Origin of the sequence: Streptomyces pactum (assembly GCF_016031615.1) — a bacterium.
Lineage (GTDB): Bacteria > Actinomycetota > Actinomycetes > Streptomycetales > Streptomycetaceae > Streptomyces > Streptomyces pactus.
Genome location: NZ_JACYXC010000001.1, coordinates 468,368 through 482,010, shown reverse-complemented (window position 1 = coordinate 482,010; position 13,643 = coordinate 468,368). Strand labels below are relative to the sequence as shown.

9 protein-coding genes and 2 pseudogenes are annotated in these 13,643 nt (G+C 75.9%); 7 read left to right on the top strand and 4 right to left on the bottom strand.

Annotation, left to right across the window (positions count from 1 at the left end):
• Positions 1-326 precede the first annotated feature (326 nt).
• Positions 327-1,217: a helix-turn-helix domain-containing protein gene (locus tag IHE55_RS01910; RefSeq protein WP_197987417.1), complete on the bottom strand. Its 891-nt coding sequence runs from the start codon at positions 1,215-1,217 to the stop codon at positions 327-329.
• Between IHE55_RS01910 and IHE55_RS01905 the strand changes: the two genes are divergently transcribed.
• From IHE55_RS01905 to IHE55_RS01890, 4 genes and pseudogenes are all read left to right on the top strand, one after another.
• The gene (locus tag IHE55_RS01905) at positions 1,210-2,055 is read left to right on the top strand and encodes a phytanoyl-CoA dioxygenase family protein (RefSeq protein WP_372442605.1); all 846 of its coding nucleotides are present in this window, start codon (positions 1,210-1,212) and stop codon (positions 2,053-2,055) included. The two genes, IHE55_RS01910 and IHE55_RS01905, sit on opposite strands and share 8 nt — an antisense overlap.
• A pseudogene (locus tag IHE55_RS01900) lies at positions 2,049-2,627 on the top strand (IS5 family transposase); the annotation flags it as partial. The gene IHE55_RS01905 and the pseudogene IHE55_RS01900, both read left to right, overlap by 7 nt.
• A 245-nt stretch (positions 2,628-2,872) precedes the next feature.
• Positions 2,873-3,241 (top strand): hypothetical protein, encoded by a 369-nt coding sequence (locus IHE55_RS01895; protein ID WP_197987415.1) that lies wholly within the window; start codon positions 2,873-2,875, stop codon positions 3,239-3,241.
• A gap of 71 nt (positions 3,242-3,312) precedes the next feature.
• Positions 3,313-4,172 (top strand): annotated as a pseudogene (locus IHE55_RS01890) (IS5 family transposase).
• Between the two features lie 127 nt (positions 4,173-4,299).
• Here the strand turns inward: IHE55_RS01890 and IHE55_RS01885 are convergent.
• Positions 4,300-4,752: a MarR family winged helix-turn-helix transcriptional regulator gene (locus tag IHE55_RS01885; RefSeq protein ID WP_197987414.1), complete on the bottom strand. Its 453-nt coding sequence runs from the start codon at positions 4,750-4,752 to the stop codon at positions 4,300-4,302.
• 58 nt (positions 4,753-4,810) lie between these two features.
• Between IHE55_RS01885 and IHE55_RS01880 the strand changes: the two genes are divergently transcribed.
• The 3 genes from IHE55_RS01880 to IHE55_RS01870 all read left to right on the top strand — a co-directional run bounded on the left by IHE55_RS01880 (position 4,811) and on the right by IHE55_RS01870 (position 7,582).
• Entirely contained in the window at positions 4,811-5,197 is a 387-nt protein-coding gene (locus tag IHE55_RS01880) for a hypothetical protein (RefSeq protein WP_197987413.1), read from the top strand.
• A 387-nt stretch (positions 5,198-5,584) separates the two neighbouring features.
• Complete coding sequence (locus IHE55_RS01875) at positions 5,585-5,761, top strand: hypothetical protein (RefSeq protein WP_197987412.1); 177 nt, start codon at positions 5,585-5,587, stop codon at positions 5,759-5,761.
• Between the two features lie 9 nt (positions 5,762-5,770).
• Positions 5,771-7,582, top strand: coding sequence for an HEXXH motif domain-containing protein (locus IHE55_RS01870; protein WP_197987411.1), 1,812 nt, complete (start codon positions 5,771-5,773; stop codon positions 7,580-7,582).
• A 324-nt stretch (positions 7,583-7,906) separates the two neighbouring features.
• On the opposite strand, the gene fxsT is transcribed toward IHE55_RS01870, so the two are convergent.
• Together fxsT and IHE55_RS01860 are read right to left on the bottom strand one after the other, a co-directional pair.
• Positions 7,907-12,454, bottom strand: a complete 4,548-nt coding sequence (gene fxsT / locus IHE55_RS01865; protein WP_197987410.1) for an FxSxx-COOH system tetratricopeptide repeat protein — start codon at positions 12,452-12,454, stop codon at positions 7,907-7,909.
• Positions 12,435-13,634 carry an AAA family ATPase gene (locus IHE55_RS01860; RefSeq protein WP_197987409.1) on the bottom strand — a complete coding sequence of 400 codons (1,200 nt, stop codon included), beginning with the start codon at positions 13,632-13,634 and terminating at the stop codon, positions 12,435-12,437. The genes fxsT and IHE55_RS01860 overlap by 20 nt, the downstream gene beginning before the upstream one ends.
• Positions 13,635-13,643: the final 9 nt, after the last annotated feature.

Sequence of the window (13,643 nt, the reverse complement as noted above, 5' to 3'; positions counted from 1 at the left end):
CGCCGCCGTGCGAGGGTGCGGTGTGCCCGGGCGGTCCGCCGGCGGGTGGCGGCTGTTCCCGGTGCCGGCCGGTCGGCCGGCACGACCGGGCGTCGCGGGCCCCACGAGGGCGGCACGAGGGCACCGGAGATCGCCCGGCGGCGGCCGGGACCGGGCCCGGCCGCGGCTGCGCCTGCTCCGGTGCCCGCGTCCGCGCCCGGTCCCGCGCCCATGACCGTGGGCGGACCCGGACCGGCGCCCGTGTGCGGTCACGCGCGGGTTGCGCGCGGGCCGTGTACGGGGCGCGCGCGGGCCGTGCACGGGGTCCGGGTCCGCGCGCCGGCGGGTCAGCCACCGTCCCGGAACCGTGCCGGCGAGACCCCGTACCGGGCCCGGAAGACCCGGCTGAAGTGGAACGGGCTGGCGAACCCGGAGGCCGCGGCGGTCCGGGCCACGTCCAGTCCGGTGGTCCTCAGCAGCCGGGCCGCATGCCGCAGCCGGGCCTCCCGCAGCGCCCGCATCGGCGTCACCCCGGTCTGCCGCGCGAACAGATGGGCGAAGCGGGAAGGCGACAGCGACACGGCGGCGGCCAGCGAGGCCACCGAGTGCGGGGCCGCGGGGTCGGCGGCGATCAGCGCCTCCGCCCGGCGCACCCGCGGGTCCGCGCCACCGCCCCCGGCCGCCTCCCGGGCGGCCAGCAGCAGGACCCGCTCCACGCCGCCGAGGGCCAGTTCATGGGCGCCGGGCAGCGCCGCGGCCACCGCCGGCGCGGTCCGCCGGTTCGCGGCCACCGCCGGTGGCGGCGCCCCGTCCCCGGACCAGCGGGCGTCCGCGTGCAGCCGGCGCAGCGCCCCGCCCAGATGCGGCCGCACCTCTGCCGGAACCGCCGGCACCAGGTAACAGCCGGTGCCCCGGCGGTACGGGCGCAGCCAGGACTCCCACGCGGGACGCGGCTGGAAGTGCACCCACCAGAAGCACCAGCGGTCCGCGCCCGGCGCGACCCGGTACTCCTGGCCCGTCCCCGCACCCAGCACCGCCAGGTCGCCGGCCCGCACCGTGAGGTCGGCGCCGCCCTGCCGGACCCGTCCGGCGCCCCCGTCGGTCCACAGCAGCAGCCAGCTCGGCGCCCCCGCCGGGCGGCGTACCAGATAGCCGGCCCGCCGTGTGTAGCGGCCGACGACCAGTGCCGGGGCGGGCGGCGCAGCAGTCACGGGCAGCTTCTCGGGCGCCATGGTCATAGCCTGGCACGGTGGCCCTTCCTACCGTCGAGGCATGGACACACGGCAGTTCCACCGGTCCGGCCACACCGTCGCGCCCCGGCTGCTGACCGGCGAGGAGATCCGCGAGCTGCGCGGGGCGTTCATGGCGCTCGCCGCCCGGGGCCCGGTCCCGGGCCACTTCGAACCCCGCCCGCAGCACCCGGACGGACCCCCGGACCCGCTCCGCACGTACCCGCGGGTGATGAACCCGCACCTGTTCTGCCCCCTGGCGCGCCGCCGGCTGCTCGACCCCCGGCTGGGCGCCGCCGTCTCGGAGCTGCTCGGGGAGGAACCGGTGGCGGCGCAGAGCATGTTCTACTTCAAGCCGCCGGGCGCCCGCGGCCAGGCCCTCCACCAGGACAACTTCTACCTCCGGGTGGAGCCGGGGACCTGCGTGGCCGCCTGGGTCGCGGTGGACCGGGCGGACCGCGCGAACGGCGGCCTGGAGGTGGTGCCCGGCACCCACCGGATGGACCTGTTCTGTCCCGAGGAGGCGGACCCGGGTACGTACTTCACCCGGGAGTACGTACCGCCGCCGGCCGGGCTGCGCCGGGTGGCGGTGGACCTCGAACCCGGCGACGTCCTGTTCTTCAACGGCAGCCTGGTGCACGGCTCGGAGCCGAACACCACCGCCGACCGGTTCCGCCGCTCCTTCATCTGCCACTACGCACCACGGTCCGCCCGGCGGATCTCCCGCCACTACCGCACCTTCACCCTGGCCGGGCAGGAGGTGCACCTGGAGGCGAGCACCGGCGGCGGCCCCTGCGGCACCGAGACGGACGCCGGCGCGCCCCACTGGCGCGTGTCTCTTCGATAGGTTCGGACTCCACGGTTGTCCGCGCCCACCAGCACGCTGCCGGAGCGCGTAAAGGGCGGCGGGCCCGCTGAGGCGAGCCCGCCGATCACGCACTCGGACGCTCCCGCGGCGGACTGAGCACCGAAGTCCACCTGGCTGCGGACGGCGGCGCACGGCCTCTGGCCTTCACCGTCACCGCAGGCCAAGCCGGTGACGCTCCGGCTTTCGCGACGGTGATGTCCCGCATTCGAGTCCCCCGTAGCGGCCCGGGCAGGCCGCGAACCCGACCCTTCGCCGTGCCGGCTGACCGCGCATACTCATCCCGCGCCATCCGCAGCCACCTGCGGCGCCGGGGAATCCGAGCGGTCATCCCGCAGCCGTCGGACCAGATCGGCCACCGCCTGCGGCGAGGCCGCCGAGGCGGCCGCCCACCCGGCTTCGACCGCGAGGCATACAAGCAGCGGAACGCCGTCGAGCGGTGCATCAACCGGCTCAAGCAGTGGCGCGGCCTGGCCACACGAACCGACAAGCTTGCCATCGCCTACCAGGCCGCACTCCACCTCGCCGGCATCCTCATCCGGACCCGGCACTGACCGAAGAGACAGGCCTTGAGCCGCCCCGAGCTTCCTCCACTCCATGAGGACGCCCCCAGACCCCCAGGGCCACACACAACCCCCACCAGAGCCGATCCCACCACCCACCGGACCGCGTGAGATCGACGGGGGGCGCCCGACCTTGGCTGGAAAGCCGCTCTTCACTCCCTCTTCGGCCCTGCTTCCATGTTGCACGGCATGTCCGTGCTTGATCGCTTTCAACGCGACGACACTGGAGGCCCGGAGTGCGACAAACCAAGAGCTTCGCCGTAGTTGCCGCAGCAACGGCAGCCATCACGTTCGCCGGCGTCGGCACAGCAACCGCCGACACAACTGCAACCAACGGCGGCATGGCAAGCGCCACTTTCGTGAGCTACGGCGACGTCATCACCGTCACCCACTACAACTACGATCCCGACTTTCCCTACCCTTCGTCCTGGGCGGAGTGGTACACCGACTACGGCCGCGAGGACTCGTGCGGGCCTACGAACAGTTCCATCACGTGCCGCCCGAATGTGGCCGAGGATCACTACATCTATATCCGGGTCTGCACGGACTACAGCTTGATCAACCCCCCAATCTGCGGGGACTACAAAAGGTCTTCGACCTCATAGAGACGCCGCGCTCCGGGGCCGGGGCGGCCCCTGGCGCGTGTCTCTTCGATGGGTTGAGCAGTTGATCGGATGTGCCTGTCCGATCAGTGATCACTGATGCGATGTGGGACCGGATCGAGCCGCTGATGCCGGCCGATCCGGTCCGTGGGCGGCGGTGGGCCGACCGTCGCCGCACCCTTGAGGCCATCGCGCGGAAGTACCGCACGAACTCGCCCTGGCGGGACCTGCCCGACGAGCTCGGCCCATTCCGGACCGCTCACAAGCGGCTGATCAGGTGGGCACTCGACGGCACGTGGTAAGCGATCCTCGCCGCTGTCCTGGCAGCGGCGGACGCCGACGACGACATCGACGGGACGGTGTCGGTGGACTCCACCGTCGTCCGGGCTCACCAGCACGCCGCCGGAGCACGCAAAAGGGGGCGGCCCCGTCCGGCGAGTCCGCCGATCATGCGCTGGGGCGCTCACGTGGCGGGCTGAGCGCGAAGGTCCATCTGGCCGCGGACGGCGGTGCACGGCCATTGCCCTTCACCGTCACCGCAGGCCAGACCGGTGACCCTCCGGCTTTCGCGACGGTGATGTCCCGCATCCGCGTGCCCCGCAGCGGCCCCGGAAGGCCACGCACCCGGCCCGTGGCGGTGCTGGCCGACCGGGCATACTCATCCCGCGCCATCCGCAGCCACCTGCGGCGCCGGGGAATCCGAGCGGTCATCCCGCAGCCGTCGGACCAGATCGGCCACCGCCTGCGGCGAGGCCGCCGAGGCGGCCGCCCGCCCGGCTTCGACCCCGAGGCATACAAGCAGCGGAACGCCGTCGAGCGGTGCATCAACCGGCTCAAGCAGTGGCGCGGCCTGGCCACACGAACCGACAAGCTTGCCATCGCCTACCAGGCCGCACTCCACCTCGCCGGCATTCTCATCCGGACCCGGCACTGACCAAAGGGACAGAACCTACCGCGCCCCCGCCCCGGCCGGCCGGCGCGGGCGCACCGGCTGCCGTCCGCCGGGCCCGGGTCGCCTCGCGCAGCGTCGGCCCCGGCCCGGGCGGTGCAACGGGGGCCGGTCAGCGTGCGGGCCGGCCCCGGCTCGCCTCGTACAGGGTGCGCAGGGTCCTGAGGAACGCCTCCCGGTCGGCGGGCGGGACCTGTCCGAGCAGCCGTTCCTCCCCCTCCTGGACGGCGGCTCGGACGGTGTCCCGCAGCCGGCGGCCCTCGGGGGTGAGGGAGAGCAGGCGCACCCGGCGGTCCTGGGGATCGGGCCGGCGGGTCAGCAGCCCGCGGGACTCCAGGTCGTCCAGGACGGGGATGATCCGCGTCTTGTCGGCGTGGATCGCCTCGGCCAGCGCGGCCTGGGTGCGCAGCGGTGCCTCGTCGAGGTGGGACAGCACCGCGTACGCCCACATGGTCAGCCCGTGGGCGTCCAGGACCGGTTGCTCGGCGGCCATCAGGGCGCGGCCGAGGGGGACGACCATGGCGGCGAGGTCGGGGCGGGACGTGTTCCCGGCGGCAGCGTTCATGCGGACGAACGTACCCGTTGACAGATCATAAGCTTACGTAGATCGTAAGCACATGCTTATGAAATTGCTGAGGTCGTCGTGGACCCCCGGACCGGACCACGGCGGGGACGGCCCCGTCCTGGTCAGCGTCACCGACTTCACGCTCGCCAGGGTCCGGGACCTGCCGGGGGTGTACCGCGCGGCCCGGCGGCTCGCGGCGGGCTGGCCGGAGCTGGACGGGGCGCTGGGGATGTGGCTCTGGGCGCGCCCCGCCGCCCGCCGCTGCGGTGCCGTGGCCGTCTGGCGCGACGAGGCCGCCCTGCACCGGTTCGTCGCCTGGCCGCCCCACGCCGAGATCATGCGCGCGTACCGGGGGAGGGGCACGCTGTCCTCGACCACCTGGCACGCGGACGTCTTCCACCCCGCCCGGACCTGGGCCCGCGCCCGGGCCGGTCTCCTCGTCTGAGCCCCGGCCGGGGCCCGCCCGGCCGCGCCACCGCCACCGCGCCGCGGCCGGTCGCACCGGGCGCTCCTCCCGGGGACCGCGGCCGCGGAGCGCCGGCCGTATTTCGCCGGCCCGCGGTGCGGAAGGCGCGCGGCCGGGCGTTCCGGTGAATTGATGGAAAGTCATCGGTTGGAGGCACATTCCCGAATTGCGGCGGCGCCGGCCGCCGGGAATTGCTCTCCTTTTTCATGTGGCAACCGGCCCCTGGCAAACCGGCGACCGGTGCGAAGGGTGATTCGGCCGCCCCGCGCCAACTGGCCGTGTTCACCCTTTCGCCGTCATCGGCGGGTGGGTCACTATGGAAGCGCCTCACCAGCCGGGACGCGAGCCGAAAAGGGGGACGATGTCATGGAGCGAGCGGCGGCCGGCATCGAGACGGACCTGGTGGACCTCTCGGCTTCGACGCTCCAGGACCTGGACCACGACGAAACGCTCCGCCCCGAAATCCTGCGGCTTCTCGACGCCGTCGAGGCACAGCCGGCGTTGGTGACTTCCGTGGACAGCGGGGAGGGGAGCTGTAAATAGGAGGTGACCGTGGCAGGTCCGCCCGTACTCCCGCCCGCCGGTTCCGCCCGTCACCGGATCACCACCGAGGAATTCCGGGACCTCGCGTACGGCACCGGCGGCCGGGACACCATCGCCACCCTGGCGGCCGGGCAGCGCTCCCGCTCCATGCTGCTGCTGCGCGCCCTGGTGGACCTCGCCGCCGGCCACCCCGCGCTCCCCGGCCCGCTCCCGCCGCCCGCCGAGGCCTGGCGGCTGCTGGTCCGGGCCGAACGGCGCCGGGCCGCCGCGGTGAACCGGCTGCTGCTCCACCCGCAGGTCGGTGTCTGGAGCCGGCGCTGCCTGCGCCGGCTGCGCGGCACGGACGGCGACGGCCCCCCGCTGTGGGAGGAGGCCGGGTACCTGCACGCCACCGCAGCCTCCGCCGCCCTGCTGGCCGGCCTGGAGTTCCGGATGTCCGTGCCGGTCCGCGCCGGCGCCGTGCATCTGCCCGCCCTGGGTCTGGCGCGCATGGACGGCTGCGGCTCCGACACCGCCGAGGTGCACCAGGACCGCTTCGGCCGCCGCGCGGTCACCGCCGGGCCGGTACGGGTGCAGCTCCCCGCCGACCTCGGCCGGGACGCACCCGGCTGGCAGGCCCTCCGGCGGCTCACCGCGGACCACGCCGGCCACCGCTGCACGCTCCTCCTGGACGACCTCGACCCCTACCGGGACTTCCTGCGGCCCGGTCCACCGGAGCGCCTGGGCGCGCCCGAGGCCCGGGGGTGGCAACGGGACTTCGCCCGGGCCTGGGCCCTCGTCGCCGAGCAGGACAACGTGGACCCCGGGGGAGTCGCCGCCTGCTGCACCTCGCTGGTGCCGGTCCGCTACTCCGGCCCCGCCGAACCCTTCAGCGCCTCCTCGCCGGCCGCGTACGGGTGCGTCCTGATCAGCCCGCCGCCCGGCGCCGCGGTGTTCGCCGCCTCACTCATCCACGAGGCACAGCACATCAAGCTCGGTGCCCTGCTCGACCTGGTGCCGCTCGTCCACGGCGGCCGGGAGGAGGCCCACCACTCGCCGTGGCGCACCGACCCCCGCCCGCTGTACGGCATCCTCCAGGGCGTCTACGCCTTCCTCGGGGTCACCGGGTTCTGGCAGTCCCGCGTCCACCGCGAGCAGGACCCGGCCGCGCGGAACGCCGCGGTGCTGGAGTTCGCCCTGCGGCGCGCCCAGACCGCCCACGGCATCGCCACCCTGCGGGCCCACGCCTCCCTCACCGCTCACGGCCGGCGCTTCCTCGACGGCATCGCGGAGCGGCTGGGCCGCTGGCTCGCCGAGCCGGTCCCCGGTCCCGCCCTGCGCACCGCCCAGGACCTGTGCACCGACCACCGGCTGCTCCACCGCCTGCACCACCTGCGGCCGGCACCCGGCCGGCTGGGACCCTGGATCCGGGCCTGGCGGGCCGGTGCCGCGCCGCCCGGCCCGCCGCCGGCCGGCACCCTGCGCCCCGGCCGCCACCGGGAGGCCGCCCGGCTCACCGCGGCCCGGCTGTGGGCCGCTGATCCGGACCGCGCCGCCGCCCGTCGCGAGCGGGCCGCCCGCGACGGGGACCTGCGCGCCCGGGCCGACTGGGACTGGGCCGCCCACGATCCGGCGGCGGCGCGCGGCTACCTCGCCCGGCTGGCGCAGGACCCCGACGACACCGCGGCCTGGGCGGGCCTGGCTCTGACCCTGCCCGACGGGCCGGCCCGCCGGGCGCTGCGCCGCCGCCCCGAGACGGTGTACGCGCTGCATCGGGCGCTGCGCACCGGCGGCGGTGCCCCCGACCCGGTGGCGCTGGCCGCCTGGGCCGGCGCCGGCTGAACCCGCCGGCCCGGCACACACGCCGCCCCGGCGCACGCCCGGCCACCCCCGGGCTCCCGCACCGAACCGAGGACCCAGCCGGCGCCGGGCACGAGCGCTGCCCTACGCCCGAGGACCGCACCACCGGCCGCCCGGGGCCGCGTCGCCCCACGCCCGGGGACGGGTGCACCGGCCGGTCCGGGGGACCGCGGCCCCGGCCACCCGCCAGCCCCGGACCGCACCGGGGACCCCGGACACGCCGGGGCCTCCCGGCCACTCCAGGGCTTGCCGACCGCACCGGGAACGCGGCGGGAACCGGGCGCAGGGCCGCGCCCGGACCGGCCGTCAGAAGCTGTACACCTCGATGTCGATGTCCGCGCGGACCCCCCGGGCCGCCGCCACCACCACCGGATGACCTTCGCCCAGCACCTCGCGCAGCTTCGCCAGCGCCTCCTGCTGCATCTCCTGCGCCTGCTGCCGCTCGCCCAGCGCCCGCAGGTCGGCCGCCAGGTTGAGTGCGCACTGCAACGTGGTCGGATGCTCCGGGCCCAGCCGCCGCCGGCAGCCGTCCAGCGCCTCGGCGTCCAGCCGCCGGGCCTGCTCGTGGTCGCCGAGCGTGTAGTGGTCGCTGGCCAGGTTGACCGCGCACGACAGCGCCGCCGGGTGGTCCGCGCCGACCCGTTCCACCAGGACCGGCCAGGTCTCCCGGTCCAGGGCGAGCGCGGCCTCCGTCTCACCGAGCAGCCGCAGCGTCACCGCCAGGTCGCCGGCCGCGCTGAGCGTGGCCGGGTGCCGGGCGCCCAGCAGCGACCGCAGCGCCTCCAGGCTCTCCCGGCCGGCCTCCCGGGCCCCGCCCGGGTCACCGTTCTGCCGCAGGTCCAGCGAGTGGTTGAGCAGCGTGACCGCGGTGTACAGATGGTGGCCCGAATACCGCATCCGGTAGTGCTCCAGTGCCTCCCGGGACAGCTCCAGCGCGCCCGCGTGGTCCCCGGCCTTGCGCCGCGCCACCCCCAGGGTGCGCATCGCGAGGCTGTACACCGGGGCGTTCTTGGGCACGTGCCGCCGCGCCCCGGCGAAGGTCAGCTCCTGCATGTCGCGCGCGGTCAGGTAGTCGCCGCCCTCCCGGACGTCGATCGAGAGGTTGGTCTCCAGCATGAACCGGGTCAGCGACGTCTCGCCGAGGATCACCAGCGCCGCCTCGCGCGCCTGCTCGGTCAGCTCCCGCGCCCGGGCGAACTCCCCGGCGGAGCGCAGCGAGAGCGCGTAGTCGTTCGCCGCGCCCAGGGTGAACGGGTCCTCGTCCCCGAACACCCGGATCGAGCGCCGCCACCGGTCGTGCTCCAGCTCCACCGACAGCTGGTAGTCGCCGCGCAGCCGGGTGTCGTGGGCCACCGACGCGAACGCCGCGAGGGTGTCCTCGTGGTCGTCGCCGACCGTCCCGCGCAGCAGCTCCAGGGTCCGGGCGTTCAGCTCCTGGGCGCGTGCGAAGTTCCCCGTGGCGTTCAGCGCGTGGGCGACCATCCGGGCCACCGCCACGGTCTCCAGGCTCTCCTCGCCCAGCGTCTCCCGCCAGGCCTCCAGCACCTGGCCGCCGAAGTCCAGCGCGCCCTCGTGGTCCCCCCACAGGTACAGGAAGCGGATGACGTTGCGGACCGTCTGCCGCACCCACTTGTCGTCGCACTCCAGCGCCCGCGAGGCCCGCACATGGGACAGCAGGTCGGTGTACCGGGGCCAGTTGGGGACCGTCACCTCGTTGGGGTCGCCGTGGGCCAGCAGCAGGTGGGCGCTGTGCCGCATGTCGGCCTGCTGCTGCGGGGACATCTGGCCGATGAGCACCGCCTGCACCAGCCGGTGCATCTCGATGGTGTTGCTGCGGTGGTTGATCTTGATCAGCGCGTAGCGGCCGATCTCCCGGATGGCGTGCCCCAGCTTGATCGGGTCCTGGAGCACCGCCGACAGCTCCGGCGACAGGGAGACGCCGCGGACGTTGGAGAACAGCCGGCGCGAGATCGGCTCCGGGGCGAAGAACGAGCACATCCACAGCAGTTGCAGCGCCCCGGGGTGGTGCTCCGCCAGCCGGCGCAGCGACATGTTCCAGGCCGCCGCGACCGGCTCGGGGTAGTCCACCGGCACCCCGGCGGCCAGCAGTTCGCTGCGGCGCGAGGAGAGGTCGGTCCGCTCGTCCTCGAACACCTGGAGGTACTCGTCGACCGGCATCCCGGTCTCGGTCAGCCACGCGGCGGCCTGCTCGATCGCCAGCGGCAGGTCGCCCAGGGCCTCGGCCACCCGGTCGGCCTGGCCGGGAGGCAGCTCCGGGCCGCGCCGGCGCAGCAGCTCCACGCTCTCGGACCGTTCGAAGACGTCCACCTCCACGGTGCGCGCCGCGCGTGACCACTGGGCGTTCCGCGAGGTGACGAGGATGCGGCCGGGGCCGCCGGAGGGGAAGTACTGCCGGACCGTCTCCAGGTCCTCGGCGTTGTCGAAGACCAGCAGCCAGTGCTTGCACGGGCGGCCGGTGCGCAGCGCGTCGAGCACCCGCGGCACCGCGACGTTGGACTCGCGACCCGCCTGGAGCCCCAGGCTCTCGGCCAGCTCCACCAGCGCGTTGCGGATCTGCTCGTCGCGCTCGGCCGCGATCCACCACACCGCGTCGTAGTCGTTGGCGTGCTGGTGCACGTACTCCAGGGCGATCTGGGACTTGCCCACCCCGCCGAGCCCGTGCAGGGCCTCCGGGAGCACGGCGGCGGTGCCCTCGCTGCCGAGCCGCTCGTGCAGGGCGTCCAGCAGCGCCTGCCGCCCGGTGAAGTTGTTGTTGCGGGGCGGTACGTTGCCCCAGATGGCCGGGGGATCGCCGGCACGGCGGTTCTCCACGGCCGGCAGGGACCGGGCAGCGGTCGCGGACACGGAACTTCCTCTCGGATACGCGTCACCCGCCCGCGTGCCGGGCGCCGGCGCGGCTGGTGACTCGACAGCAGGGGACAGCCGGCCGGACGGGGGAGCGGGACCGGTCACGGCGACCGCCCCGTCCGCCCGCCGGAAACCTTCAACCGCGTCCGCCCCGGTCACGTCACGCCCTTGGGTCGGCGGGTCGTCCGACCGGCCCAGCGCCCGGTGGGCGGCGACGCGCGCCCGCAGCGTCCGGGCGCCCTCCCGGTACGGCCCGGACAGCGCCTCGTACACCTGCTCCTGGACGCGGAGGTACGGCAGCAGACGCTCGGTCGGCTCCGGGAGGTCGGCGGGCGCCGCGGACGGCGCGGCGAGCGAGTCGCGCAGCACGTGCAGCGGCTTCCAGTTCCGTCCCAGCCGGTCCAGGACGCTGCGCAGGATGTACAGCGACTCGTCCCGCAGCCCGGCCGACAGCAGCAGCTCCCGGACCCCGGGGTGGAACTCGTAGCCGATGGCCGACTCGTCCAGCGGGTCGGTGCCCACGGTGCGCAGCAGCCCGCCGACCAGCACCTCGGCCAGGTCGCCCGGGGCGGCACCCGGCTCGTCCATGATCCGCTGGACGAACTCCATCACCGGGATGTTCAGCGGGGCGGCTGCCAGCCGGGACGCCAGCCGGAAGGCGCTGGGCGCCGCCGTCGCCCGGAACCGCAGCACCCGCTCGCGCGCGGACGGCTCCGGCCCGGGCGGCGCGAGGTCCGGCGGCCGGCCGGGCAGCATCGCCAGGGTGTCCCGGCCGCGCGGCGCGGGCCGGGTGACCAGCAGTGCCCAGCGGTGGACCCAGCGGGCGTCCAGCTCCAGCACCGGCACCGGCGGCCGGCCGCCCGGCCACCGGCCGCCCTGCGCCCGCTCCCAACTGCCGTTCGGCGCTCCGGCGTAGGGCACCCGGACCCGGACCCGCTCGGGCGACACCCCGGTGTTGTGCCACCGGCTCTGCGAGAGCACCTGGAGGACCGCGACGGTGGCCCGGCCGGCCCAGCGGGCCACCGCGCGCCGCGCCGACCCGTCCCGCCACGCCTCGCCCACCCCGTCGGTGAGCACCAGCACCGCGCGCCGGTCCCGCGGCCCCAGGCCGTCCACCGGTGACGGCGGACCGGCCGCCCGGCCCCGGCCCCGGGCCGGTCCGGGCCGGTCCGGCTCCCAGGACAGGTCGCTGCTGAGGTGGTGGATGCGGACGGTACGGAACGCGCCGGCCCGCTCCAGCACCGCCGCCAGCTGCCGGGCGGTCCGCCGCCACACCACCATCGAACTGCCCCGGTCCACCACCAGGACCGCGTCCATCCACCGCTCCGGGGCCGGCGCGCTCACCGGCAGCCACAGCCCCTGCCGGGCCGCGCGCTCGGCGGTCGCCTCCTCGTCGATCTCCTCCCGGACCGCCGAGGGGACCGTGCGCCGCAGCGGCCGGAGCGCCCGGGCCAACGCCCGCTCACCGGTCGCCGGGCCGCCGTCCCCGGACCCCGGTGCGGGCCGGCCGGCCGGTACGGCGGTGCCGTAGGCGCGCCCCGCGCCACCGGTGGCCGCGGCCGGGCGTGCCGCCCACGCGGCCCCGGCCGGCCCGGCACCGGGCACCGGGCCGGGCTCCGGTGCGGTGGGATGGGGTACGACGGGCGGCGCGGGGGAACCGGTGCCGCACCCGCCGGCAGGGCGGGGTGCCCCGGCGGCGCACCGGCACCCGGGCCGGTGCCGGGTGGGCCGGGGAGGGCTGCCGGCCGGGCCAGGGGCCGCCGGCCGGCAGGTTCCCCGGGCGGCGGGGCCGGCTCCCAGGGGTTCCGGGACCGGCGCGCGTCCCGGGCCGCCTCCGCCGCCCCCGGCGGACCGGCGGTGGCGGCGGAGCCCGCCTCGCACACCGCGAGCCACACGGCGTCGGCGATCTGCCGCCAGTCGAGGTCCTGTTGGAACCCCGAGGCGGACCGATCGCTTTGGTCCTGGGTCATGTCGAGCCTGCTGCATCCAGCCGGTGCCAGATGGCGTGCAGTAACTCCTCCCACTCGGCCCCGGGTCGGTAGGTGCTGGAGGTCGCCAGGTACACCGCGTTGAGCAGCTGGTCGGCGGCGAGGCCGCCCTCGTGGCGGGAGCGCTCCACGAACCGGTCGATCAGCTCCCGGGTCCGCGGGTCCGCGGCCCCGCCCAGGTGGGCGGCGACGATCGCGGCCAGCCGGTCCGCGTCCGGCTCCGGCAGCCGCAGCTCCAGGCAGCGGCGCAGGAACGCGGGCGGGAACTCCCGTTCCCCGTTGCTGGTGATGACCACGATGGGGAAGGCCCGGCAGCGCACCCGGCCGGCCGCGACGGCCGCACCGCGCCCCGGATCGTCGGTGAGGACCTCCACGACCGGGTGGCGGGCCCGGATCCGGACCAGCTCGGGAATGGTGAACTCCCCGGCCTCGAAGACGTCGAGCAGGTCATTGGGGAGATCGACGTCCCCCTTGTCGAACTCGTCGATCAGCAGCACCCGCGGCAGCCGGTGCGGCAGCATCGCGGTGCCCAGCGGGCCGAGCTGGAGGAAGTCCCCGACGTCCTCCGTGCCGGCCCCCGCCGGGCCGGCCGTGTCACCGGCCGGGCGGCCGGCCGCCGCGGCGTGCACCCGCCCCACCGCGTCGTAGGAGTAGAGCCCCGAGCGCAGCGTGGTGCGGGTGGTGACCGGCCACCGGAGCACCCGCCCCAGCCCCAGCTCCCGGCTGATCCGGTACGCCAGGGTGGACTTGCCGGTGCCCGGCCGGCCGGTGACCAGCAGCGGCCGGCGCAGCAGGATCGCCGCGTTGACCAGGTCCGCCTCCTCCGCCTCGGCCCGCACGCCCAGCGGGGCCGCGCCCAGCCGACGGGCCGCCTCCTGCTCGTCCTCCGGGGGCGCCGGCGGCTCGGTGGGCGGATCGTCCCCGACCCCCGCGGCGCCTCCGGTTCCGGTTCCGTCCGCCGGCGGACGGCCGTCCGCCGCGCGCGGGGCCACACCGTCGAAGGCCCGCCACGGCGGCGGCGGGGGCAGGATGTCCTCCAGCCGCACGTCGTGCAGCGGGCGGCCGGTGCCCTGGTAGATCCACCAGGAGCGCGGGACGGTGCCCGGCACGCCGCCCACGGGGTCCGTACCGCCACCACCGCGGCCGCCGTTCGCCCGCACCGGAGTCGCGTCGCTCATCGGCTGCCC

Excerpts from the sequence above, each read along its gene's own strand:
- IHE55_RS01905 (WP_372442605.1), top strand. The coding sequence starts at position 1,210 with ATGGTCATAGCCTGGCACGGTGGCCCTTCCTACCGTCGAGGCATGGAC.
- IHE55_RS01910 (WP_197987417.1), bottom strand. The coding sequence starts at position 1,217 with ATGACCATGGCGCCCGAGAAGCTGCCCGTGACTGCTGCGCCGCCCGCC.
- IHE55_RS01885 (WP_197987414.1), bottom strand. The coding sequence starts at position 4,752 with ATGAACGCTGCCGCCGGGAACACGTCCCGCCCCGACCTCGCCGCCATG.
- IHE55_RS01880 (WP_197987413.1), top strand. The coding sequence starts at position 4,811 with ATGAAATTGCTGAGGTCGTCGTGGACCCCCGGACCGGACCACGGCGGG.
- IHE55_RS01875 (WP_197987412.1), top strand. The coding sequence starts at position 5,585 with ATGGAGCGAGCGGCGGCCGGCATCGAGACGGACCTGGTGGACCTCTCG.
- fxsT (WP_197987410.1), bottom strand. The coding sequence starts at position 12,454 with ATGCAGCAGGCTCGACATGACCCAGGACCAAAGCGATCGGTCCGCCTC.
- IHE55_RS01860 (WP_197987409.1), bottom strand. The coding sequence starts at position 13,634 with ATGAGCGACGCGACTCCGGTGCGGGCGAACGGCGGCCGCGGTGGTGGC.